The following is a 22066-nucleotide window of genomic DNA, read 5'->3' as shown; positions in this document are numbered from 1 at the left end:
GGGAGTATTGGACGCGCGCGCCCCGGCGGGCCTAAGATGAGGCCCGCCAATCCCAATCTTCAAAAACATATGGGGACACTGAGATGTCTGGTGCGAAATCCGGCCCGCCCGGAATGATCGACCAGATCGAAGAGACCGTGATCGCGGTGCTCTTGGGTCTGATGACAGCGGTGACATTTGCCAATGTGGTGGCGCGGTTCGCCTTCAACTCGAACATCCTCTGGGCGCTGGAACTGACCGTGTTCATGTTCGCCTGGCTGGTGCTGCTGGGCGCGTCCTATGCGGTCAAGAAACACGCCCATCTGGGTGTGGACGCGATCCTGAACATGCTCGCCCCCACGCCGCGACGGATACTGGCGCTGATCTCGGTCGGCTGCTGCCTGATCTTCTCGCTGCTGCTCCTGAAAGGCGCTTATGACTACTGGGCCGTCTTCGCCGATCTGCCGCCCACCTCGGGCCGCTGGTTCCCGACCGGGCTGGACCTCAAGGCGCGCTCGCAGAGCTTCTATGAGGTGCAGGACGTCCCCATGGTCGCATGGTTGGGCTGGCTGGAAGATGCCATCAACTACGGCGAGGCCTACGAGAAACTGCCCAAGGTGGTGCCGTATATCGTGCTGCCCATCTCGATGCTGCTCTTGGTGATCCGCTTCGCGCAAACCGCGCTGCAGATCCTGCGGGGCGAGGCCGACCGCCTTGTCGCCAGCCATGAGGTCGAGGACGAGCTGGAAGAGGTTCGCGCCCAGCAAGGAGAGCAGGACTGATGGAAGTTGTCATTCTCTTTGCCATGGTCATCGGCCTGTTGCTGATCGGCGTGCCAATCGCCGTCTCGCTGGGCCTGAGTTCCACCATCTTCCTGCTGATCTATTCCGACAGCTCGCTGGCCTCGGTCGCAGGTACGCTCTTCGAGGCGTTCGAGGGCCATTTCACCCTGCTGGCGATCCCGTTCTTCATCCTGGCCTCGTCCTTCATGACCACCGGCGGCGTGGCACGGCGGATCATCCGTTTCTCCATCGCCTGTGTCGGCCACCTGCCGGGCGGTCTGGCGATTGCGGGCGTCTTCGCCTGTATGCTCTTTGCCGCGCTCTCGGGCTCCAGCCCCGCGACCGTGGTCGCCATCGGCTCCATCGTCATCGCGGGTATGCGTCAGGTCGGCTATTCCAAGGAGTTCGCCGCCGGTGTGATCTGTAACGCAGGCACGCTGGGCATCCTGATCCCGCCCTCCATCGTGATGGTGGTCTACGCCGCCGCGGTCGAGGTCTCGGTGGGCCGGATGTTCCTTGCGGGTGTCATCCCGGGCCTCATGGCAGGCCTGATGCTGATGGTCACCATCTACGTCATGGCCAAGGTCAAGAACCTGCCCAAGGGCGACTGGAAGGGCTGGAGCGAAGTCTTCGTCTCGGCGCGCGAGGCCGGTTGGGGCCTGTTCCTGATCGTCATCATCCTGGGCGGCATCTATGGCGGCATCTTCACGCCGACCGAGGCCGCCGCCGTGGCCGCCGTCTATGCCTTCCTGATCGCCAGCTTCGTCTACAAGGACATGGGACCGCTGAGTACGGATGGCGACGCACCGAACCTGTCGCTGATGAAGAAACCGGTGGCGCTGCTGACCGCGTTCGTCCACGCCGACACCAAGCACACGCTGTTCGAGGCCGGCAAACTGACCGTGACGCTGCTGTTCGTCATCGCCAATGCGCTGATCCTCAAGCATGTGCTGACCGACGAGCAGGTGCCGCAGCACATCGCCTCGGCCATGCTCTCGGCCGGGTTCGGCCCGGTCATGTTCCTGATTGTGGTCAACGTGATCCTGCTGATCGGCGGCCAGTTCATGGAGCCCTCGGGCCTGCTGGTCATCGTCGCGCCGCTGGTGTTCCCGATTGCAATCGAACTGGGCATCGACCCGATCCACCTCGGCATCATCATGGTGGTGAACATGGAGATCGGCATGATCACCCCGCCGGTCGGCCTGAACCTCTTCGTCACCTCCGGTGTCGCGGGCATGCCGATGATGAGCGTGGTGCGCGCCGCACTGCCGTTCCTCGCGGTGCTCTTCGTCTTCCTGATCATGGTGACCTACATCCCGTGGCTCTCCACCATCCTGCCCAACACCTTCATGGGGCCGGAGATCGTGACGAAATAGACCGGGCTCACCTGACCCTCTCACGCGGGCGCCCTCGGGCGCCCGTTTTCTTTCAAACACACCGGATCGGCGGGACCCCCGGGCATCGGTCGTGCTAAGTTGCCGCCATTGCAGGGCAGGAGGAACCACAATGATGACAGACACGGACCGGCGCCTGTTGCGCGTCGCGTATGACGAGGCCAAGGCCGGGTTCGACGAGGGTGGCTGCCCCATCGGATCGGTGCTGGCGCGCAGCGGACAGGTGGTGGCGCAGGGCCGCAACCAGCGGGTGCAGCAGGGCGATCCCATCGCGCATGGCGAAATGGACGCGCTGCGCAAGGCGGGGCGGCAAAAGACCTACCGCGACACCGTTCTCTATACCTCGCTGTCGCCCTGTATGATGTGCTCGGGCACCATCATCCAGTTCGGCATTCCCCGCGTGGTGATCGGCGATACACAGAATTTCGGCGGCAACGAGGAGTTCCTGCGCTCGAAAGGCGTTGAGGTTGTCATCGCCGACGACCCCGACTGCATCGCGCTGATGCGGCGGTTCATCGAGGAAAAGCCCGAGCTGTGGGCCGAAGACATCGCAGAGTGACGGCGCCTTGAGCTCCGACCAACGTCAACCGCCGGCCCGAACCGCGCGATAGCCGCAACTGGTGCGGGACGGCGGGCCCTTGGCAAACCGCACCGTCTCGATCTCGTCAAAGCCCTGCGCGTCAAGCGCGGCGATGACCTCCTCGGGGCGATAGGCCTTGTGCCCCCAGCGCCAGCGCAGCAAGGCGGTGCACCAATGCGGCTTGCTGATGGCCAGCAGCAGACTGCCACCGGGGCGGAGCGCCTGCCGCAGCCGCCGCAGGTTGGGCCCCAGATCGCCGGCATGTTCCAGAACATGAGCACAGAGGATGGTGTCGAAGGACCCCAGATCGGGCAGGCGCGTCAGATCGCCCCGCACGAACCGTACCCGCTCACCGCTCAGACGCTCCCGGGCCTTGTCCAGCATGTCCGGCGACGGATCAAGCAGGGTCAGGTCAGCCGCGTCCCCGGCCACCTCCCGATATGCCTCGGCCAGCGCGCCGGTGCCACAGCCGGCATCCAGTACCCGACGCGGCGCAGCCGCGCGTTGCCGCAGGTCCAGCTCTGCCAGCATGGCATAAGCCTCAGGGTAACCGAGATTGGTGATCGAGCGATGCCAGCGACCCGCATGACGGGCATAGAGCCGCTGTAAGCCGGGGGAAAGGGTGGCGCTGGTCATGGTCTGTTCCGATATCGTCAAGCACCTTGACTATATGCCGGACCACCCCTGCGCGTCCAGCAACGATTTCAGCCCGGTCCGCAGGGCGTCAAAGCCCGCATCGCCCATGCGCGCGCGCAATTCCTCCTCGATCTCGGCCTTGATCCGGGTGCCATCCGTCTGAAAGGCAAGGCCCTGTTCGGACAGGACCACCCGTTTCTGCCGCGCATCCCGTTTGTCGGGGATCCGCGCCACCACGCCCTCGGCCTCAAGCGTATCCACCATCTGCTGGATGGCCTGCTTGCTGTGCCCGGTGCGGCGGGCCAGTTCGGACTGGTTCAGGCCGGACGGTCCGATATGCTGCATCAGCCGCCCGCGGGCCTCGCCATACCAGTCATACCCCAGCGCCACCATCCGCGCCCGGAACATCCGCTTCCACAGCTCCGCCGCGCGCGCCAGATCCCAGCCGATATGGTCGGGCCAGTCGGGCGCGCCGGTCATGCCTCAGGCGCTCTCCAGCGCCGTGATGATCGGGGAAAAACCATCCGCCTTCAGGCTCGCACCGCCCACCAGCGCCCCGTCCACATTGGGCACACCGAAGATCTCGGCGGCATTGCCGGGCTTGACCGACCCACCATATAGCAGCCGCACGGACCGGCCCACGCCCTCGCCAAACCGGCGCTCCAGCCGGGTGCGGATGAAATCATGTACCTCGCCAATCTGCTCTAGCGTCGGCACCTTGCCGGTACCGATGGCCCAGATCGGCTCATAAGCCACCACCAGATTTTCACCGGTGCACTGGTCGGGAATAGAGCCCGACATCTGCCCCGCGATGATATCGAGCGTATTGGCCGCCTCGCGCTGCTCCAGACTTTCGCCGACACAGATCACCGCGATCAGCCCGGCCTCCATCGCCGCGCGGGCCTTGGCGCGGACATCGTCGTTGCCTTCGTCATGATCCTCGCGCCGCTCGGAATGGCCCAGGATCACCGCCGTCGCCCCGGCATCGCGCAGCATCTCTGCGCTGGTATCGCCGGTATGCGCGCCCGAGGCGTTGGCGTGGCAATCCTGACCGCCAACGGCAATCGCGTCTCCGGCCACCTGCGCCGCGCGGTGCAGCAGCGTGGCGGGCGGACAGATCAGGATATCGACAGCGGGGGCGGGGTGGGCCGCCGCCAGCGCCTCAAGCTCGGCCAGCGCCGCGCCGGTTCCGTTCATCTTCCAGTTGCCAGCCGCCAGTTTCCGCCGCATCCGCCTCATCCCATATCCGATTGTTTGCTCATCCCCGGATAGCACCACGGGCGGGGGCTGACAATTCCGCCGATCGCGCGTATGGCACGTGCCGGGCAGACATCGGCAAGAGGCGTTCCATGATCGACCATCTGGACCTGGGCAGGCTTGAGGCCCGCGATCCGCAGGAAATGGCCCGGCTGGCCCGGGCGGTGCATGAGGTCGGGTTCCTGACCGTATCCAACACCGGGCTCTCGCCCGCGCGCATCCAGCAGGTGATGGAGAGCTACCGTGCCTTCTTCCAACAGCCCGAGGCAGTAAAGCGCAAGGTCGATATGGCCCGAACCGGATCGAACCGGGGCTGGGGCGCGCCGCTGTCCGAACAGGTCGACCCCGACGCCAACCCGGATTTCAAAGAGGTCTTCGACTGCGGCTATGAACTGCCCGCAGAGGACCCGTACGCCGACCGCGGCCTCAGCGTCTACGCTCCCAATCTCTGGCCCGAAACCCCGCCCGGTTTCCGCGCCGATATCCAGCGCTACTACGGCGAGGCGTCAGGCGTGGCGATGAAAACCCTGCGCGCCATCGCCGCCGCCATTGGGCGGAACGAGGCCGCCTTTGACAACGCCTTCGGCACCCCCATGGTGCTCTTGCGCGGCAACTACTATCCGGCGCGGCCCGACTGGGCGGGTGAAAAGGATTTTGGCATCGCCGCCCACACCGACTATGGCTGCCTGACACTCCTGGCCACCGACGGCGTGCCGGGGCTCGAGGTGCGGATGCCCGACGGCACGTGGGAGGCGGTCACGGCGCAGCCCGGCACCTTCGTGATCAATTTCGGTGAGATGCTGGAGTTCTGGACCGACGGTCAGGTCAAGGCGACCCTGCACCGGGTCAGGGGTGGCCCGGACGAGCGCATCTCGGTACCACTCTTCTTCAACCCCGCCTATGACACCAACGTGGCCCCGCCGGGATCCGGGCAGGTGATCTCGGCCGGCGCGCATCTGACCCGCCGTTATGACGAAACCTATGTCCATTTACAGGACAAGGCCGAAGAACGCGGCTGAACCGGGGTATTTTGACCGCTGACCGTAAAGCGGCACTTGGTTCTGCCACCAGCGACGGAACCACGACTTTTTGGACTGATGTTTTTATCCGGCACGCAACCGGTTTCATCGATTCGGACTTTCCTCGCGGAAGACAAGGACTGGTGTGCAGGTCAGGCGCCGCGGTCGCCCATTCCTTAAAACAGCAGGGGACTCAGATCCGCCACTGTTCGCTGACGCTCAACGCTCATCAGGCTAAGTCTCAATTTGCGGAACAGAGAAGTCTCTAGTCACGCCAGGCTGAATAATTCTTTCCCACCGAACCGACCTTACATCAGCGTCCCGAACCGAGTACGAGGTGACTGTTCGCAGCTAAGCTTAGAACGCCGCGCCAGACCTCACGTCAGCCGCTCTTTTCGACCAGAAAATTGATCATTGCACGGGTCTTTGCCGGCAGGTTGTCGCGGCTCGCATAGATCACGTTGACGCCCACCGGGGGCGGGCAGAAATCAGGCAAAATCGCCACAAGTGTTCCGGCATCCAGTTCGGCCTTGCAGGAAAGCTCTGGCAGACGAGTGATCCCATGACCGGCAAGGGCAAGTGCCTTTTCGGTATGAGCATCGTTGCATCGAATGCGCGGCGTGATCGGCACGGTAATCAGGTCTCCATTCGGCCCCGGGTAGGTCCAGTTCTGCGTAACCCCGTGAAACGAGAAATCGATCAGATCATGCCCTTTTAGATCATCGGGGTGACGCGGATTGCCTTTTCGCTTCAGATAGGCAGGGGAGGCCACCGTAAGACCCTTAGTGCGAAAAATCTCGCGGGCGATGAAGTCGGACGGGGGCAGGTCGCCAATACGCACCAACAGATCGATCCCTTCGCCGATCATGTCTGCATGGCGCTCGGATATGTCGATGTGCAGATCAACTTCGGGGTACCGCTGGAGAAACTCGGGCAGCCGGTCATTCAGCCACCCGTGAGCGAAAACCACAGGCACGCTCATTCGCAATTCCCCAAAAGGCCGGTCGCCAACCGAATGCAATCGATCCTGCACCGCACGGGCGTCATCCACAATCCGACGGGCATTCTCATAATATATGCGCCCGGATTCCGTCAGACTGATCCGTCGGGTTGTCCGGTTCAAGAGCCGGGTGCCAAGCCGCGCTTCAAGCCGCGCGATCTCTTTGCTGACGTAGCTGGGTGTATGGCCCGACAGCTTGGCAGCCGCACTCATTCCTTCCTGCTCCACCACTGTGCAGAACAGAACCATGCCGTCGAAGAGATCTTTATTATAGTCCATTTGGAATAAATGCTGTTCTGATTGAGTTATTAAAGTCCAATACAGGCATAGCTACCTTTGTTGCAAGCAATGGAAAGGCCAAACCATGTTGGACATCAGAAGCTTCGACCACATCGGCATCCGCATCAGCAACCGCGATGCATCCGTCGCCTTCTATGAGCTGTTGGGCTTCGAGATGATTGCCGATGGCGGTTATGACAACGGGCATCCGCTGGTGATGCTCCATCCTTCCGGGATCAACATCAATCTGTTGGGTCCCGCAACGGCGAAAGCAGGCGAAAACGTCCTGATGGATGAGGCCGAGAAATACCCTGGCATCACTCATCTGGCCGTCAAGGTGAAGGACGCCGAAGCGACCGAAGCCTTTGTCACCGAAAACGGCATCGCCATCACCGGCCGCCGCGAATTTCGCGGCACCAAAACCATCTTCATTCGCGACCCGGACCGCAATGTTCTGGAGCTTGTCGGCCCGGGCCCTTCGGTCGCGCAACTGATCGCCGAGCATGTGCACGGCTGAAACCCACCACCAAAGGAGACACTCCGATGAATACTTCCTTCAAACCGTTTGCAACAGCCCTGGGCTTGACCATTGCTGCCGCAGCATTGCCCGTACTGGCAGAAACCCCGATGATCAAAACAGTGGATGGTGTCGCTACATACCCAGAGGGCTATCAGGGCACACCTGTTCGGGCCGCCGACGAAGACCCGTTTCTGTCACCAACCAACTCGGCGCTGATCCTTATCGATTACCAACCGCCGATTTTGGCTGGGGTCAAGAATATCGACCACGAAGAACTGATGAACAACACCACAGGTCTGATCAAGACCGCCGTCATTTATGATATTCCGATCATATTCAGTCATGTCGCTGTGGGGTTGAGCGGCTATGATCCGATGATCGAAGAACTGCGCGAACTGGCCCCGAACGCGGTCTTTGTTGACCGAACCAATGTCAACGCCTGGGAGGAACTTGAATTTGTCGCCGCTATCGAAGCAACCGGCCGGACAAAGCTGATTATGGGTGGTCTCTGGACAGACGTCTGTCTGGCCTATCCGGCGATCGAAGCCGAAGCTGCCGGATACGACGTTTATGTGCCCGAAGATGCTGTTGGCTCGATCACCCAGCTCAGCCACGACAACGGTATGCGACGTATGATCGAGGCCGGGGTTGAGCCCATCACCTGGAACGTGGTTCCGGCGGAGTTGCAACGCGACCATGCGCGCGCTGACAAGCTGCAGGCCGTCACCCGCGTTTTCATGGAACATCTGTTCAAAGTCGACCCGGATACAACCTGGTAAATTCAAGATCTGTCAGGGGCTTCGGTCCCTGGCAACGATATCTACTGCAGCCAGGCATCGTCTGTTTGCACCGGGGCAAGCTCGCGGCAGCAGACGTCGACCGCGTTGAGGAATTTGATCAGTCTGGGCATTCACCTGTCCTCCGCCGCACACTGCAGAAATGGCGGCTTTTCGAAAGGGGGCATCCTGGCGATCAACCTACCGGTGACCTTTCAAGCGAGGCTCAGACTGGGCAAATCAAATCGCGGTCAATCGGGCTTGCTCAGACGGGCGGCCACTCCGACCGCGACGCGCGCAGTGAACGCCGCTACCGAGCTGCGCTCCAGGATCATCGGCGCGTTGAGGCTCGCAGGCGGGAAAAGAACCCAGGTCTGATCGTCAGCGTTGGTCATGACCGTAAAGGGTTCGGCGTCCTGAACCTCGTTATTGGCGCAAAAGAACACGCTCAACATGCCCGCGCTTGCCGGTTGGGCCAATGCCTGTGCAAATGACTTAGCATCCGGATCCGAGGCACCAAGTGCCGCGAGGGCGGTGACCACCTCGTCCGTTTCGCCGCTGGCAGCGGATTGGCGCAAATCGGCGAATGTTTGGTAACTTGCCTCAATGCGCACTTGGTGGCTCAGCGGGGTCAGCGCCGCGCCGAGAAAACCCGCACAGGCACCTGCTGCGGCGGTCAGGTCTGTATACCGGGTAAGATCGAAGAGGCCGTCCGGACGGCGTGTCAGGCCGACGAAATCCGCACCCGCGGCATGGACCGATAACCGGCGGACACCCTCGCCCTCTTTACGTTCAGCCAGCAATACCAGAGATGGGTCCACAAGGGCCAGAACCGTCGAAGACACCTCGTCCGTGAAGTTCAGTCCAGCCTCCGGAGACCCGATGAGCCGGTCTGCCTCATGAAGCCGCGACTCACCCTCGGTAAGCCAATGCGCCATGTCCGTCGCCGCGTCGCCCTCGGGCAGGAAGTATTCCTGATCCCATCCGATAATGCGTTCGGCCCGTGTGAATGAAAACGCGTAAGCGAGTTCGGACGGGTGCATCAGGTTTGATGTCATGCGTTAGCTCCACAAGAATTTCGAGAGCGCCTCGAGCTTACCTTTCACTTCTGTGCTGGCAGGAATGCTCGGATCGGCGGTGGGGGGCTTATGCGGCTCGACCGCGGTTTCCTTGACCTTGCTGACCGCGTCCTGAATCGCGTCAGCGACGCCATAAATGGCTCCTTTCACGGTCTCTACGGCCTGTTTCGACTTGCTGCGGAGACCTTTGAGCAGTCCGTTGATACTGTCTGCAACCGCATTACGCGCTGATTCCAGCCCCTTTTCGACCGCAAGCACCGCCGCGTCCGTGCGGCGTTCAGTATAGTCGTCGCCGGCCTTTTCAACCCAGTATGCTATGCCGCTGAACTGACCGGAAAGCGGGCTGTCCGTTGGAAAAAGTTCAAGACTGCTGTCCAGATAATTATAGCCGGGACCTGTATCGTGAAAGGTATGCAGATAACCAGCCGCGTCATGAACGCAACCATGCAATGCGACGGGGTTGTCCGGGTCCAGATGGAAGGCATCGATCAAATCCGAACCGGGAATGAATGAGTTTCCCGGCCCAACGAGCCCGCCGGTCGGACTGAGAAGCGCGGCAAACACCTCGTGAATACCGAACGCGTCCCCCAGCACTTTGCCAAACATAAGCTGACCCCGTGATGCCATGAAATCGGCGTGTCGCTCTTCATCGAGATCGGGCGCGTCCTCATCCTTTGTCACACCGTTGACTTTTTGTTGTTTGCGCACAACCAGAAAGCGGCCGTAGTCGCGGTCGAGGTCTTCGGCCGTGGGCGGCAGGCCCACGATCACCGAAAGCTCTTCCATCACCTCGATGCGGCGTTGCCCTGACAATCCTTTGACGACCTCGCGCATCAGCGCCTTCAGGTCGGGGCTGCCTTCGCCTTTGAACGTCACGTCCTTCAAAGCGATCATATACTCATCGCCGAACAGTTTTTTGGTGTCGCAGCGCGTCAGATCGGCGGCGACGAGTTCTTCGGGCGTCAGTCGTTCAAGCCGGTCGTTTTCCTCTGCGCTGATCGGGATTTTGCCGGTCGGACGAAACCCCATGTACCGCCTGAGAAATTCGGTCTGCTGCTCTGTCAGCTGAGACACTGGTCTCTCCACCTGCTTGTTACGTCAGAGGCATCAAATGCGACACTTGCCAAAACAGAAAAGCACAGTATGCATCGCGGCGCATGTCAAATATTTTCGGCTCCGACATTCACCCTTGTTGCCGTAGCCTTCTATCAGACGCGATCCCGCAGGTTTTGCTCAGGCCAGGACGCGTGCGATCTTGTCCAATGCCTCATGCGCCGTCTTGGCGACCTGCACATCTGTGAACCCGTTGCCGGTATCGACGTGTTTGAAGAAACCCGAGTTCAAATTGCTCCGGTATTCCTTGACGATGCCCATCGCCGCGATTTTTCTCTTGTTGCGCGCGTCTCCCGCCTCAGCGTCGACGATCTTTGCCAGCGCGCTTTCCAGGCGCGCGTCCAGACCTGCGACATGGTCGGACAAAGAACCCACATTCTGAACGATACCCGCCAATTCTGGGGTGCCCTTGCAGACCTTTATGATCTCCGATTGTAGCTTTTTCAGTTCAGATTCCAACGTTTTGCGTGCGCCTTGCCAGGTCAGCCGCGCGTCATCGAACGGCTTCACCTCCGGATCGACCTTCGGGCCGGTATCTTGCGCTGAGCGCACCTTTTTGATCAGGTCCACGATACTGGGCAGCGTTGCCATGGCCTTGGCGTAGTCCGGCGCGTCGCCACCAACCATTTCATTTGCTAGGTTCCACAGACGGTTAAGTTTGACCAGATCCGGATGATCCGGATTTACCTTGCCACCCTGCGCCCTTGCATCTTTGACCGCCGCGTCAATTTTGGGAAAATGTGCGACCCACTTGGCCTTGTTGGGATCTGGTGCCGCCTCGGGTGTGCTACCGTCATCGGTGGCCTTTTGATTTAGCGCTTTTTCGAGTTTGCCGAGCGCCGCCTCCAGCTTGTCGGCCCCCAAGGCAGCGCCCTTGATGTTGCCGGACTGCGCGAGCTTGGCGACCGTTTTGAACGGTTTGGCAAAATCTGCGGCGGATTCTTTCGGCAGGGCTTTGATCCGACCCGAAATGATCTTGATCCGAGAGAGGACGACAGAGGCATCCGCCTTGTCCTTTTGCTCAACCGCGCCCGCATCATCGATGTCCGGCTTGTTGGCGTCCCCGCCAGCTTCGGCACCATCCTGCAAATCGTCATCGATGTCGGAGTCCAGAATATTCCCTTCGGGATCCATAATGACGACATTGAGCGTCAGTTTTTGCTTTTTGAGCCATTTTTTGAGCGTCTTCGCCATCGCTGGCAATTCGCGCTCGCAGGTGAGACGCATCTCCTTGCCGACGACATTCATCTCTCCAAAGGCGACCTTTTTTCCGGATCCTACAACCTTGGCCTCTTTGGCGATCAGCTTTGCCGGTTTCTTGCGATCCAAACCAAAGTAATGCTCGTCTTCCTTCGCGCCGGGATTGAATGCAAATGCAACGGTTTTCTCTTTGGCGAAATTGACAAGCTTTTTGAGCTCCTTACCTTCGACCTTATACGCTGCCAAATCTACACCCTCCGTGTGAAGGCCCAAAACCCTGATCCGGGGATACGAATCCCGGCTCAGCGCGACGGCCAAGCAAACGCGCCGAGACCGGACGTCATCAAAAAATGTCCGCCACCGCCCAACCTGTCAATCGGCTTGACTGGATGCTGATCCACTGTGCCGGAATACTGTTCCCTGCACCACAGTTTGAACCCAGTCTACTAAGCAGGCGCTATGGCCCGTCCGTTTTGGGTCGAAAAAGGCAGGTTTGTCCGTGTCTCGTTTGTCAGAAGCAATTGCAACGAAAGTGCGATATTCGGCCTGCGAGTTATAGGCTTCCTGAAGGCCGGACTCGCTGGCACGACCTGGTTTGCAGCAAATAAACACTCCGCAAGTTCGGGTGGTTTCTGCGTGGAAAGTGGCCGCGTCAGTAGAAGTCCGGAAACTGCGCCATCGCGGACATTTATCCTGAGCGCAGCACCCGTAACCCTGGGCTCGGAGCCAAGATCCTAAGCGTCTGAGTTCAATTACTGCTTTCAGACACATTGCCGCCCATGGAGGGCTTTTGAGGCACTGAAGGCAAGATTGGTGCGATCAAGAATTCATCGCCTACCAAAAACAATGAGTTGAGGGCCAGGAGTGGTCGGGCTACGTGTCACCCGACACTGACAAAGTGTCGTCGAACTTGATCGACTCACCGCAGCCGCAGGCATCGACCACGTTGGGGTTCTTGAACTTGAACCCCGATTCCAGCAGCGACACCTCATAGTCGATCTCGGTCCCGAACAGGAACATCTGCGCCATCGGCGCGATCATCACCCGGGCGCCGTCCTGCTCGACCACCTCGTCATGGGTGTCGGGCTGATCGACATATTCCATCGTGTATTCCATGCCCGCGCAGCCGCCCTTCTTGACGCCGATGCGCAGACCAGCATGCCCGCCCTTTTCCATCAGGCGGGTGATCTGGGCTGCGGCCCGGGGGGTCATGGTCACGGCCTGCTTGCCGGGAATGCCGAACATTGCGGTCTCCGATTGTCGCGCGTTGCCCCTAATCTAGGTCCGTGCGCCTGCGGGCTCAAGGGGTTGCGGAAAGGGAAAAAAGGACCGCTCCGGGCAAGAGCGGTCCTGAGGCACGGGCCGGGGCCGGGGGACGGCAGGGTACTGAGGACGGCCCGGAAACCGGTCTGCGTCCGTGGGACGCCGCACCGGCGCGAACAAGGCACGGGTGCACAGGCGGACGAACGCAGGTCCTGCAACGGGGTGCAGTCTGGCCCGGGAATGTAACCGCAATAAAACAAAGGCGTAACAGGGATGTTACGCCTTTGCGAACCGGTCCGAATTCCTGTGGATAAGATGGCTTACATAAAGCCCAGCTCCAGCCGCGCCTCGTCCGACATCATCTCCATGCCCCAGGGCGGCTCCCATGTCAGGTCCACATCCACGCTCTTGACGCCCGCCACCGGCTCGATCGCATCCACGATCCAGCCCGGCATGTCACCAGCCACCGGACAGCCCGGCGCGGTCAGGGTCATGATCACCTTGACGTCGTTCTCGGTGCTGATGTCGATGGTGTAGATCAGGCCCAACTCGTAGATATTGACCGGAATCTCCGGGTCATAGACCGAGCGGCAGGCATCCACCACCGCCTCATACAGCGGATGATCGACGGTTGAGGGCGCAATCAGCGGCGCGCCTTCGAACGGTTCGGTGGCTTGGGTCATCTGGGCCTCAGCATCGTTTCCTGAGTGATTATATAGGGAAAGGGGGAAGCAGCGTCCAGAGGCCGAAACGTCAGGTTCCCCAAGTCTGAATGCGGCACATCCGCCGGAAATTTGGAAAAATCGCCTTACGTATGGTAAGTTACTATTATTGTTTTTGGAGATTTGAGTCATGCGCCACTTTTTTCATGCGCTGTTGCTGAGTGTAATGGCCTGTGCCGCCTATGCGGACGGGCTCAGTCTTGGTGGAATAACCGAGCATTGGGGGCTCGACGACGAGGACGAAGATGGGGGCGGTTTGTCCAGCACGTTTTCCGGCTCCGGGTCGGGCTCGGGATGGGGCGGGTCATCGGGTATCATCGTTGCACCGACGACACCGGACCCGCGGCCCGTTGCACGTCCCACACCCCCTGCCAGCACCGGCGCGATTTCCGACGCGCATTCGCTGACCCGGGGCGGTGCGATTGCCGAGGCCGCCGCCGCTGACGGTGTCGCCACCCGCATCTTTGCCGGGCCCGGCATGTTCCCGCCCGAACATTTCGCCGCCTACGCCATCGTCGCCTTCACCTCGCGCCCGCTGCCGCAGGACCGCGAGCGGTTCCTCGAGATCTGCCGCGGCTATGTCGCGGCCATCCTGGCCTATTCCGAGGTCGAACAGCCGCTGGATCAGCAACTTGTCACGGTCTGGCCGGTCAATCAGGACTATGTTGGGATCGATGCGATGGCCCAGCCCGGCAGCGAAGGCTGCAACAAGGCGGTGGACGAATACGGGCTCGCCACCTCGCTCAGCGCGCTCCGGGATGCCTATCTGGCGCTCGACCCGGATGACATTGCCACACTCACGATCAAACGCGGGCCCTTCGTTCTGGCCTGGAGCCCGACCCACCAGAAAGGCACCGAGGATGCGCTGATCCTGCGCATGGATCTGTCGGGCGTCGAAACCGCCACCCAGGCGCGCGAGAAATTCGAAGCCTGGCGGGATGAGATCGAGGCCAAACAGCACCTGTGGATTGACGGTTGGAAAGAGGATACGCTGGCCGATATGATCGGAAACTGGGCGGATCGCTGGGGAGGCGACATTCTCGCCCTGCTCAGACGGGACTGACACGATGTGGTGGTTTTCCTACGGCGCCTGGGGTGCCTTCGGCCTGATTGCGGGTCTTGCTCTGGTGACCTGGGCGAATCCCGACACCAATGCGGGCGTCGGTCTGCTGCTGGTCATCTGCCTCGCGGTCAGCCTGATCGTCCGCGGGTTGTGGTTCTGGATCACCGCGTCACCGGAAGAAGAAGGCGGGGAAGAGGGCGAAGGCTGACGCCGCCCGCATGACCCGGTCAAACAAATACACTCACGGAAAAGGCGCTCCGGGCGCTGACATATCGGGGCAGGTCCGCGCCGGTTATGAACGGGCGGCCCCGGACCTGATCGCGGCCTACGAAGAGGTACGGCCCGAACGGCTCTATGCGCCCGTTGCCGATCTGTTGCCCACAGCACCGGTCTGGGCGCTGGATGTCGGCGCAGGCACCGGGCGCGATGCGGCGTGGCTGGCCGGGCAAGGGCACCGCGTAACCGCAGTTGAGCCCGTGGCCGCCCTGCGCGCGGCGGGCCAAAGGCTTCATGCGGGTGCCGGAATTGTCTGGCATGACGACCATCTGCCGGGCCTGACCCTGCTGCGAAGCACGGCTTACGACCTGATACTGGTCAACGCGGTCTGGCAACATGTCGCGCCCGCGCAACGGCCTGTGGCGCTGGCCACCCTGTTTCGGCTGACAACACCCGGCGGACAGGTGATCCTGTCGCTCCGCCATGGTCCGGGTGCGCCGGACCGGCCCGCGATGCCGGTCTCAACATCCAAAACGGTGGCGCAGGCGGAAGACGCGGGATTCGAGGTGGTAAGAGAAACCTCCGCCCCGTCGCTGCAATCGGCGAACCGGGACAAAGGTGTATCGTGGGATTGGCTGGTCTTGCGACGGGCCCAGAGCGGCGGCTAATAAGTCTGAATCGAAGACGCCGCTCTCAATTTTTTATCGCGCAGTTTGGTCCAATAGTCGGTTTTCACTTTTCGGATTGCGCGTTGGGCAGTTCTCAGTCGTTGATATCTTCCCGAAAGATCTTCACCTGACCTTTTGGCAGGGCAAAGTACCGCCGCAGGATCAGCCAGGCGGCCAGCGACAGCGCCGCAAAGATCAGCAGCAGCACCGGCAGCGAGACCGACAGGCCGGGCACCAGCAACAGCAGCCCGGTGACCGCCGCCCCCAGCGCAAAGCCCAAAAAGACAAAGCCGGGCAGCAGCATCTCGGCAATGGCCATCACCAGCGCTCCGGCCAGCCAGACCCACCAGATCGTCCACAACGGCTCGGTCATCATTTTGCTCCCTTCAGCATCTTAAAGGCATCGCCAAAGGCCTCAAGTGCGTTGGCGGGCAGCACGATGGTTTGTTTGCCGTCGCCATGTCCCAGCGCATTCAGCGCCTCGACCTGCTTCAGCGCCACCTGATACTGCGCCGCCTCGATGCCGTTGTCCTGAATGGCCTTGGCGACGACGCCGGTGGCATAGGCTTCGGCCTCGGCCTGAATGCGGCGCGCCTTGGCGGTCTGCTCGGCGGCATAAAGCTCGGCATCGGCCTGCAGCTCGACGGCGCGTTTCTGCCCCTCGGCCTCGGTCACCTGTGCACGGCGGGCACGTTCGGCGTTCAGCTGCTGCAGCATCGCATCGCGGGTGGCCTGATCCAGGTTCACGTCCAGAATCTCGGCCCGGGTCACTTCGATGCCCCAGTCATCCACAGCCGTTTCGACGCTTTCCTGAATGCGCTCGATCAGTTGCGCGCGGTTCGACTGGACCTCATCCAGGTCCATCTTGCCGATCTCGGCGCGCACGATCCCGGCCACGGTGGTGGCAATCGCGCCATCCACATCGCGAATACGGTAAACGGTCTTTTCCGGTTCCAGAATGCGGTAAAAGACCGAAGTGTCGATCTGCACCAGCACGTTGTCCTTGGTAATCGCGTCCTGCGTTGCGTTCGGCAACTGACGTTCCAGGATCGAGATCTTGTGCCGTGCCACATCCAGAAACGGCACGATGAAGTTGATGCCCGGTCCCAGCACCGAGTGCAGCCGTCCGAACCGCTCCACCACGTATTTCTCGGATTGCGGGACGATCTTGATGCCTTTGAGAATGACGACGATCAAAAACGCCGCAGCCAACAGATAAACGATATTCGATGTGATCAATCCAATGATCAGTTCTTCGGTCATGCCTGCCCTCTACTATTGTGTACAGTGGTATACATTTGGGAATTGTGTACCCATTCTTCAAGACAGGTATTGCCTGTGCGACTCGGTGCGCAAGCCTGTCCTGACGCCAAAAAGGGCGTAAATCCCGCGAATCGGAGGGATAGACTGCAAAATCGCCGGAATTGAGGCGCGCGGGTCGGAAACAGGCCGTTTTCGGCGTCTGGAAGCGGTTTTCACATTTCGCCCGGTAAGGCCCATTATCCCGCTTCTGGTGCTTGGCTTTGCACCTCCGTTTGCGCTATCGGGGCCGGCATGAAACTGATTATCGACACCGATCCCGGCATCGACGATGCCATGGCCATCGCCTATGCCGCCGCCGCGCCCGAGATTGACCTCGTGGGGCTGACCACGATTTTCGGCAACACCCATGTGCACCAGTCCAGCCGCAACGCGCGCTATCTGTTGCACCGTCTGGGGCTGGACCTGCCCGTGGCCGAGGGCGCGCACCTGCCTTACGGGGCCGAGACCTATCAGCCGTCGGATTTCGTGCACGGGCCCGAAGGGTTCGGCGACCTGACCGACATTCCGCAGATCGGCGCGAACCATGGCCTCTCCGCCGCCGAATATCTGGCCGAGACCGCCCGCCAGCACAAGGGCGAACTGGTGGTCTGCGCCATCGGCCCGCTCACCAACATCGCCGACGCGATGCGGCTGGACCCGGAGTTTGCGGGCAACCTCAAACGGCTGGTGATCATGGGCGGCGCGGTCTATTGCCCGGGCAACATCACCGCGCAGGCCGAGGCCAATATCTATCACGACGCGCTGGCCGCCGATGAGGTCTTTGCCGCCCCGCCCGAGACCGTGCTGGTCGGGCTCGACGTGACGCTCAAGACGCTCTATGCGCCCGGCGATTTCGAGGCGCTGGCCAATATCTCGCCCGATATGGGCGGGTTCCTGCGGGACATCTCGCAATTCTACCTGAACTTCTACAAGCAGGCCGGGGGGCTCGACGGCTGCGGCCTGCACGATTCCACCGCCGTCATCGCCTGTACGCATGAACCGATGTTCGAGACCGTCGAAACCGGCATCCACGTGGACCGGCACGGCGATGGCATGGGCGCGACCCGCCCCGATACCAGCCGTCCCCCGGTGCGGGTCTGCACCGGCGTCGACGGGGCAGGGGTGGTACGGCTCTTCACCGACCGGGTCAACACCCTGCGCTGACGGGTTGCATCGCGCGGGCCGATCGGGCAAAGCCTGCGCGGTCCACCGCCCCCAATAGCTCTGAGCATCCCCATGACCCAGCGTTTCTCATTCGACCTGCACGCCACCGACGGCAAGGCCCGCGCGGGCGTGATCCACACCCCGCGCGGTGAGGTGCGCACGCCCGCCTTCATGCCGGTGGGCACGGCGGCGACGGTCAAGGCGATGATGCCGGAAAGCGTGCGCGCCACCGGGGCCGACATCCTGCTGGGCAACACCTATCACCTGATGCTGCGCCCCACGGCCGAGCGCATCGACCGCTTAGGCGGTCTGCACAAGTTCATGAACTGGGATCGGCCCATCCTGACTGACTCGGGCGGGTTTCAGGTCATGTCGCTGGCCGGGCTGCGCAAGCTGACCGAGAAAGGCGTGACCTTCAAATCCCATATCGACGGCTCGAAACACGAACTGACCCCGGGACGGTCGATGGAGATCCAGCGGCTGTTGGGCTCGGATATCGTGATGTGCTTCGACGAATGCCCCGCACTGCCCGCCGACCGCGACCGCATCGCCGAGAGCATGCGGCTGTCGATGCGATGGGCAGACCGCTCACGTGTGGCCTTTGGCGACCGTCCCGGCCACGCGCTCTTTGGCATCATGCAGGGCGGGCTGGAGCGTGACCTGCGCGAGGAAAGCGCTGAGGCACTGAAAGATATCGGCTTTGAAGGCTATGCCGTCGGCGGCCTGGCAGTGGGCGAGGGGCAGGAAGCCATGTTTGGCTGCCTCGACTACGCCCCGGATTTCCTGCCCGCGGACAAGCCGCGCTATCTGATGGGCGTCGGCAAACCCGACGATATTGTCGGCGCCGTGGCACGCGGCATCGACATGATGGATTGCGTGCTGCCATCCCGCTCGGGCCGCACCGGGCAGGTGTTCACCCGCCATGGTGTGGTCAACATCAAGAACGCCCGCCACGCCGACGACCCGCGCCCGCTGGACGAACACTGCACCTGTCCGGCCTGCCAGAACTATTCCCGCGCCTATCTGCATCATGTGTTCCGCGCAAACGAGATGATCTCGGGCATGCTGCTGACCTGGCACAACCTGCATTACTTTCAGGAGATCATGGGCGGCATGCGCGAGGCCATCGCGGCGGGCACCTTCGAGGCCTGGCAAACGCAGTTCCACGATCAGCGCGCGCAGGGCGATATCGAGCCGCTGTAACCGGTCCGGCGCGCCGCTCCCGCGCAGGGCGCGGATCGCCCCGCCCGCCGTCCCGTCAGCCCACGCGCACAGAAAAGATCTTAAGCGGGGTTTTGACGCCTTGCGGTCGCTGCACACTCGCGCCATTGTGCGCCCGACGAATTCGCCGGTGCGGTTGAAATGACCGGGTCCTTGCCCCACGTTGTTAACCCATGACCGGAGATGGCCGATGGTCGCCTAATTTGGGACCGGTGCCGTCTTGCCAATGATAAGGATAGAGCATGCAAGAGCCTCTGAATTCCTCATACCCCGTCCTGCCGCTGCGCGACATCGTGGTGTTTCCCCACATGATCGTGCCGCTGTTCGTGGGCCGCGAAAAGTCGGTCCGCGCACTGGAAGAGGTGATGCAGGACGACAAGCAGATCCTGCTGTCCAGCCAGATCGACCCCGGCGTCGACGATCCCGGCACCGACGGCATCTATGACGCAGGTGTGCTGGCCAATGTGCTGCAACTGCTGAAACTGCCCGACGGCACCGTCAAGGTGCTGGTCGAGGGGCAGGCGCGCGTGCGCATTACCGAATACCTCGAAAACGAGGAGTTCTTCGAGGCCCGGGCCGAGTACCTGACCGAGATCCCGGGCGACGTGACCACCACCCAGGCCCTGCAGCGCACCGTCGGTGACGAGTTCGAGCGCTATGCCAAGGTGCGCAAGAACATCCCCGAAGAGGCGCTGGCCGCTGTCGGTGAGACCACCGAACCCGCCAAGCTGGCCGACCTGGTCGCGGGCCATCTGGGCATCGAGGTGGAGCAGAAACAGGACCTTCTGGAAACGCTTAGCGTCAGCGAGCGGCTGGAAAAGGTCTATGGCCTGATGCAGGGTGAAATGTCGGTCCTGCAGGTCGAGAAAAAGATCAAGACCCGCGTCAAATCCCAGATGGAGAAAACCCAGCGCGAGTATTACCTGAATGAGCAGATGAAGGCCATTCAGCAGGAGCTGGGCGATGGCGAGGACGGCAAGAACGAAGTTGCCGAGCTGGAACAGAAGATCGCTGAGACCAAGCTGTCGAAAGAGGCCCGTGAAAAGGCTGAGGGCGAGCTGAAGAAGCTGCGCAACATGTCACCGATGTCGGCCGAGGCCACGGTGGTGCGCAACTATCTCGACTGGATCCTGGCGCTGCCCTGGGGCACCAAATCGCGCGTGAAAAAGGATCTGGGCAAGGCGCAGGAAATCCTGGATGCCGATCACTATGGCCTTGAAAAGGTCAAGGAACGGATCGTCGAATATCTCGCCGTGCAGCAGCGTTCGAAAAAGCTGAAAGGCCCGATCCTGTGCCTTGTCGGCCCTCCGGGCGTGGGCAAGACCTCGCTGGGCAAATCGGTTGCGCGCGCGACGGGGCGCGAGTTCATCCGCATCTCGCTGGGCGGCGTGCGTGACGAATCCGAGATCCGGGGCCACCGCCGCACCTATATCGGCTCGATGCCCGGCAAGATCATCCAGTCGCTGAAAAAGGCCAAGACCACGAACCCGCTCATCCTGCTCGACGAGATCGACAAGATGGGGCAGGACTTCCGTGGCGACCCGGCGTCGGCCATGCTCGAAGTGCTGGATCCGGAACAGAACAACACCTTCATGGACCACTACCTGGAGGTCGAATACGACCTGTCGAACGTGATGTTCCTGACCACATCGAACAGCTATAACATGCCCGGGCCGCTCTTGGACCGGATGGAGATCATTCCGCTGGCGGGCTACACCGAGGATGAAAAGCGCGAGATTGCCAAGCAGCACCTGATCAGCAAACAGGTCAAGAACCACGGCCTCAAGGCCAAGGAGTTCGAACTGACCGACGAGGCGCTGACCGAGATGATCCGCATCTATACCCGCGAGGCCGGGGTGCGGAACCTTGAACGCGAGATTGCCAAGGTGGCGCGGAAATCGCTGACCAAGATCATCAAGAAAGAGGCGGACAGCATCACCGTGACGCCCGACAACCTCGATGAGTTCCTGGGCGTGCCGAAATTCCGCTACGGTCTGGCCGAGCTTGAGGATCAGGTGGGCGTCGTCACCGGTCTGGCCTATACCTCGGTCGGGGGCGAGCTGCTCTCCATCGAGGCGCTGCGTCTGCCGGGCAAGGGCCGGATGAAGACCACCGGCAAGCTGGGCGAGGTGATGAAGGAATCGATCGAGGCGGCGTCGAGCTACGTCCGCTCGATCAGCCCGCAGCTCGGCATCAAGCCGCCGCAGTTCGACAAGCTGGACATCCACGTCCACGTGCCCGACGGCGCCACGCCCAAGGACGGGCCCAGCGCGGGTCTGGCCATGGTCACGGCCATCGTCTCGGTGCTGACCGGCATCCCCGTGCGCAAGGACATCGCCATGACCGGCGAGGTCACCCTGCGCGGCAATGCCAGCGCCATCGGCGGGCTCAAGGAGAAGCTGCTGGCGGCTCTGCGTGGCGGCGTCAAGACCGTGCTGATCCCGCAGGAAAACGAAAAAGACCTGCCCGAGATCCCCGACAACGTGAAAGAAGGGCTCGAGATCATCCCGGTGGCCCATGTCTCCGAAGTGCTGAAACACGCGCTTGTTGGTGAGCCCGAGCCCATCGAATGGGACGAGGCCGCCGAAGAGGCCGCCGCCGCAGCCGCAGCCAAAACCGCAGGCGACAGCGGCGCGTCAGCGACAGCGCACTGATCCTCGGTGATCGAACAGAATGGCGGGCCTCATGGTCCGCCATTTTCATTTGGCGGAAAACGCTGAGAACCTGCGTGACAGCCAAAGCTGCAAACAGGGAGTGGTCAGGCTGCATCATGCAATTGCCGACCAAACGTCAGGAAAACCTGAGTCGTTGCCGGCTAATCGCAGCTTTTCTG

23 protein-coding genes are annotated in these 22066 nt (G+C 61.6%); 12 read left to right on the top strand and 11 right to left on the bottom strand.

Annotation, left to right across the window (positions count from 1 at the left end; all coding sequences use genetic code 11):
- Positions 1 to 83 precede the first annotated feature (83 nt).
- From AB3N21_RS19510 to AB3N21_RS19500, 3 genes are all read left to right on the top strand, one after another.
- The gene (locus tag AB3N21_RS19510) at positions 84 to 761 is read left to right on the top strand and encodes a TRAP transporter small permease (RefSeq protein ID WP_367936775.1); all 678 of its coding nucleotides are present in this window, start codon (positions 84 to 86) and stop codon (positions 759 to 761) included.
- Positions 761 to 2137, top strand: coding sequence for a TRAP transporter large permease (locus AB3N21_RS19505; RefSeq protein WP_367936774.1), 1377 nt, complete (start codon positions 761 to 763; stop codon positions 2135 to 2137). The genes AB3N21_RS19510 and AB3N21_RS19505 overlap by 1 nt, the downstream gene beginning before the upstream one ends.
- A gap of 130 nt (positions 2138 to 2267) precedes the next feature.
- Positions 2268 to 2714 (top strand): nucleoside deaminase, encoded by a 447-nt coding sequence (locus AB3N21_RS19500; protein WP_367936773.1) that lies wholly within the window; start codon positions 2268 to 2270, stop codon positions 2712 to 2714.
- 24 nt (positions 2715 to 2738) lie between these two features.
- Here the strand turns inward: AB3N21_RS19500 and AB3N21_RS19495 are convergent, their stop codons facing one another.
- The 3 genes from AB3N21_RS19495 to tpiA are packed head-to-tail and all read right to left on the bottom strand — an operon-like array spanning position 2739 to position 4601.
- Positions 2739 to 3371 (bottom strand): class I SAM-dependent methyltransferase, encoded by a 633-nt coding sequence (locus tag AB3N21_RS19495; RefSeq protein ID WP_367936772.1) that lies wholly within the window; start codon positions 3369 to 3371, stop codon positions 2739 to 2741.
- 30 nt (positions 3372 to 3401) lie between these two features.
- Positions 3402 to 3851, bottom strand: coding sequence for a MarR family winged helix-turn-helix transcriptional regulator (locus tag AB3N21_RS19490; protein ID WP_367936771.1), 450 nt, complete (start codon positions 3849 to 3851; stop codon positions 3402 to 3404).
- Between the two features lie 3 nt (positions 3852 to 3854).
- On the bottom strand, positions 3855 to 4601 hold the full coding sequence (gene tpiA / locus AB3N21_RS19485) for a triose-phosphate isomerase (RefSeq protein ID WP_367936770.1): 747 nt from the start codon (positions 4599 to 4601) through the stop codon (positions 3855 to 3857).
- Positions 4602 to 4720: 119 nt separating this feature from the next.
- On the opposite strand from tpiA, the gene AB3N21_RS19480 reads away from it, so the two are divergent.
- A complete protein-coding gene (locus tag AB3N21_RS19480) occupies positions 4721 to 5647 on the top strand; it encodes an isopenicillin N synthase family dioxygenase (protein ID WP_367936769.1) in 927 nt (308 codons plus the stop codon).
- Between the two features lie 382 nt (positions 5648 to 6029).
- Here the strand turns inward: AB3N21_RS19480 and AB3N21_RS19475 are convergent, their stop codons facing one another.
- Positions 6030 to 6926, bottom strand: coding sequence for a LysR family transcriptional regulator (locus tag AB3N21_RS19475; protein WP_367936768.1), 897 nt, complete (start codon positions 6924 to 6926; stop codon positions 6030 to 6032).
- 85 nt (positions 6927 to 7011) lie between these two features.
- Between AB3N21_RS19475 and AB3N21_RS19470 the strand changes: the two genes are divergently transcribed.
- Together AB3N21_RS19470 and AB3N21_RS19465 are read left to right on the top strand one after the other, a co-directional pair.
- The gene (locus tag AB3N21_RS19470) at positions 7012 to 7443 is read left to right on the top strand and encodes a VOC family protein (RefSeq protein WP_367936767.1); all 432 of its coding nucleotides are present in this window, start codon (positions 7012 to 7014) and stop codon (positions 7441 to 7443) included.
- 26 nt (positions 7444 to 7469) lie between these two features.
- Positions 7470 to 8225, top strand: coding sequence for an isochorismatase family protein (locus AB3N21_RS19465; protein WP_367936766.1), 756 nt, complete (start codon positions 7470 to 7472; stop codon positions 8223 to 8225).
- Positions 8226 to 8473: 248 nt separating this feature from the next.
- Here the strand turns inward: AB3N21_RS19465 and AB3N21_RS19460 are convergent, their stop codons facing one another.
- The 5 genes from AB3N21_RS19460 to AB3N21_RS19440 all read right to left on the bottom strand — a co-directional run bounded on the left by AB3N21_RS19460 (position 8474) and on the right by AB3N21_RS19440 (position 13560).
- Complete coding sequence (locus tag AB3N21_RS19460) at positions 8474 to 9280, bottom strand: hypothetical protein (RefSeq protein WP_367936765.1); 807 nt, start codon at positions 9278 to 9280, stop codon at positions 8474 to 8476.
- Positions 9281 to 9283: 3 nt separating this feature from the next.
- Positions 9284 to 10375: a hypothetical protein gene (locus AB3N21_RS19455; RefSeq protein ID WP_367936764.1), complete on the bottom strand. Its 1092-nt coding sequence runs from the start codon at positions 10373 to 10375 to the stop codon at positions 9284 to 9286.
- Positions 10376 to 10534: 159 nt separating this feature from the next.
- Positions 10535 to 11932: a hypothetical protein gene (locus tag AB3N21_RS19450; RefSeq protein ID WP_367936763.1), complete on the bottom strand. Its 1398-nt coding sequence runs from the start codon at positions 11930 to 11932 to the stop codon at positions 10535 to 10537.
- Between the two features lie 555 nt (positions 11933 to 12487).
- The gene (locus tag AB3N21_RS19445; protein ID WP_171179376.1) at positions 12488 to 12859 is read right to left on the bottom strand and encodes an iron-sulfur cluster assembly accessory protein; all 372 of its coding nucleotides are present in this window, start codon (positions 12857 to 12859) and stop codon (positions 12488 to 12490) included.
- Between the two features lie 338 nt (positions 12860 to 13197).
- Positions 13198 to 13560: an SUF system Fe-S cluster assembly protein gene (locus AB3N21_RS19440; RefSeq protein ID WP_171179378.1), complete on the bottom strand. Its 363-nt coding sequence runs from the start codon at positions 13558 to 13560 to the stop codon at positions 13198 to 13200.
- 169 nt (positions 13561 to 13729) lie between these two features.
- Here AB3N21_RS19440 and AB3N21_RS19435 point away from each other — a divergent pair, with 169 nt between their 5' ends.
- Genes AB3N21_RS19435 through AB3N21_RS19425 form a run of 3 tightly spaced genes read left to right on the top strand, consistent with a single transcriptional unit; the run spans position 13730 to position 15546 of the window.
- Entirely contained in the window at positions 13730 to 14662 is a 933-nt protein-coding gene (locus AB3N21_RS19435; RefSeq protein ID WP_367936762.1) for a hypothetical protein, read from the top strand.
- 4 nt (positions 14663 to 14666) lie between these two features.
- Complete coding sequence (locus tag AB3N21_RS19430) at positions 14667 to 14870, top strand: hypothetical protein (protein WP_367936761.1); 204 nt, start codon at positions 14667 to 14669, stop codon at positions 14868 to 14870.
- 10 nt (positions 14871 to 14880) lie between these two features.
- Entirely contained in the window at positions 14881 to 15546 is a 666-nt protein-coding gene (locus AB3N21_RS19425; RefSeq protein ID WP_367936760.1) for a class I SAM-dependent methyltransferase, read from the top strand.
- Positions 15547 to 15640: 94 nt separating this feature from the next.
- Here AB3N21_RS19425 and AB3N21_RS19420 read toward each other — a convergent pair whose 3' ends face one another.
- Complete coding sequence (locus AB3N21_RS19420) at positions 15641 to 15919, bottom strand: NfeD family protein (protein WP_367936759.1); 279 nt, start codon at positions 15917 to 15919, stop codon at positions 15641 to 15643.
- The gene (locus AB3N21_RS19415; RefSeq protein ID WP_171179387.1) at positions 15919 to 16809 is read right to left on the bottom strand and encodes an SPFH domain-containing protein; all 891 of its coding nucleotides are present in this window, start codon (positions 16807 to 16809) and stop codon (positions 15919 to 15921) included. The genes AB3N21_RS19420 and AB3N21_RS19415 overlap by 1 nt, the downstream gene beginning before the upstream one ends.
- Positions 16810 to 17100: 291 nt before the next feature.
- Here AB3N21_RS19415 and AB3N21_RS19410 point away from each other — a divergent pair, with 291 nt between their 5' ends.
- The 3 genes from AB3N21_RS19410 (at position 17101) to lon (ending at position 21887) form a co-directional block, all read left to right on the top strand.
- A complete protein-coding gene (locus tag AB3N21_RS19410; RefSeq protein WP_367936758.1) occupies positions 17101 to 18012 on the top strand; it encodes a nucleoside hydrolase in 912 nt (303 codons plus the stop codon).
- Between the two features lie 72 nt (positions 18013 to 18084).
- Positions 18085 to 19215, top strand: coding sequence for a tRNA guanosine(34) transglycosylase Tgt (gene tgt / locus AB3N21_RS19405; RefSeq protein WP_367936757.1), 1131 nt, complete (start codon positions 18085 to 18087; stop codon positions 19213 to 19215).
- A gap of 260 nt (positions 19216 to 19475) precedes the next feature.
- Positions 19476 to 21887 carry an endopeptidase La gene (lon, locus tag AB3N21_RS19400; RefSeq protein WP_367936756.1) on the top strand — a complete coding sequence of 804 codons (2412 nt, stop codon included), beginning with the start codon at positions 19476 to 19478 and terminating at the stop codon, positions 21885 to 21887.
- Positions 21888 to 22066 lie beyond the last annotated feature (179 nt).

Origin of the sequence: Ruegeria sp., from assembly GCF_040830605.1 — a bacterium.
In the GTDB taxonomy this organism is placed as follows: domain Bacteria; phylum Pseudomonadota; class Alphaproteobacteria; order Rhodobacterales; family Rhodobacteraceae; genus Ruegeria.
This window is presented reverse-complemented; position numbering and strand designations above follow the sequence as displayed.

Coding starts and splice junctions, on each gene's coding strand:
- AB3N21_RS19510 (WP_367936775.1), top strand. CDS start 84: ATGTCTGGTGCGAAATCCGGCCCGCCCGGAATGATCGACCAGATCGAA.
- AB3N21_RS19505 (WP_367936774.1), top strand. CDS start 761: ATGGAAGTTGTCATTCTCTTTGCCATGGTCATCGGCCTGTTGCTGATC.
- AB3N21_RS19500 (WP_367936773.1), top strand. CDS start 2,268: ATGATGACAGACACGGACCGGCGCCTGTTGCGCGTCGCGTATGACGAG.
- AB3N21_RS19495 (WP_367936772.1), bottom strand. CDS start 3,371: ATGACCAGCGCCACCCTTTCCCCCGGCTTACAGCGGCTCTATGCCCGT.
- AB3N21_RS19490 (WP_367936771.1), bottom strand. CDS start 3,851: ATGACCGGCGCGCCCGACTGGCCCGACCATATCGGCTGGGATCTGGCG.
- tpiA (WP_367936770.1), bottom strand. CDS start 4,601: ATGCGGCGGAAACTGGCGGCTGGCAACTGGAAGATGAACGGAACCGGC.
- AB3N21_RS19480 (WP_367936769.1), top strand. CDS start 4,721: ATGATCGACCATCTGGACCTGGGCAGGCTTGAGGCCCGCGATCCGCAG.
- AB3N21_RS19475 (WP_367936768.1), bottom strand. CDS start 6,926: ATGGACTATAATAAAGATCTCTTCGACGGCATGGTTCTGTTCTGCACA.
- AB3N21_RS19470 (WP_367936767.1), top strand. CDS start 7,012: ATGTTGGACATCAGAAGCTTCGACCACATCGGCATCCGCATCAGCAAC.
- AB3N21_RS19465 (WP_367936766.1), top strand. CDS start 7,470: ATGAATACTTCCTTCAAACCGTTTGCAACAGCCCTGGGCTTGACCATT.
- AB3N21_RS19460 (WP_367936765.1), bottom strand. CDS start 9,280: ATGACATCAAACCTGATGCACCCGTCCGAACTCGCTTACGCGTTTTCA.
- AB3N21_RS19445 (WP_171179376.1), bottom strand. CDS start 12,859: ATGTTCGGCATTCCCGGCAAGCAGGCCGTGACCATGACCCCCCGGGCC.
- AB3N21_RS19440 (WP_171179378.1), bottom strand. CDS start 13,560: ATGACCCAAGCCACCGAACCGTTCGAAGGCGCGCCGCTGATTGCGCCC.
- AB3N21_RS19435 (WP_367936762.1), top strand. CDS start 13,730: ATGCGCCACTTTTTTCATGCGCTGTTGCTGAGTGTAATGGCCTGTGCC.
- AB3N21_RS19430 (WP_367936761.1), top strand. CDS start 14,667: ATGTGGTGGTTTTCCTACGGCGCCTGGGGTGCCTTCGGCCTGATTGCG.
- AB3N21_RS19425 (WP_367936760.1), top strand. CDS start 14,881: ATGACCCGGTCAAACAAATACACTCACGGAAAAGGCGCTCCGGGCGCT.
- AB3N21_RS19420 (WP_367936759.1), bottom strand. CDS start 15,919: ATGACCGAGCCGTTGTGGACGATCTGGTGGGTCTGGCTGGCCGGAGCG.
- AB3N21_RS19415 (WP_171179387.1), bottom strand. CDS start 16,809: ATGACCGAAGAACTGATCATTGGATTGATCACATCGAATATCGTTTAT.
- AB3N21_RS19410 (WP_367936758.1), top strand. CDS start 17,101: ATGAAACTGATTATCGACACCGATCCCGGCATCGACGATGCCATGGCC.
- tgt (WP_367936757.1), top strand. CDS start 18,085: ATGACCCAGCGTTTCTCATTCGACCTGCACGCCACCGACGGCAAGGCC.
- lon (WP_367936756.1), top strand. CDS start 19,476: ATGCAAGAGCCTCTGAATTCCTCATACCCCGTCCTGCCGCTGCGCGAC.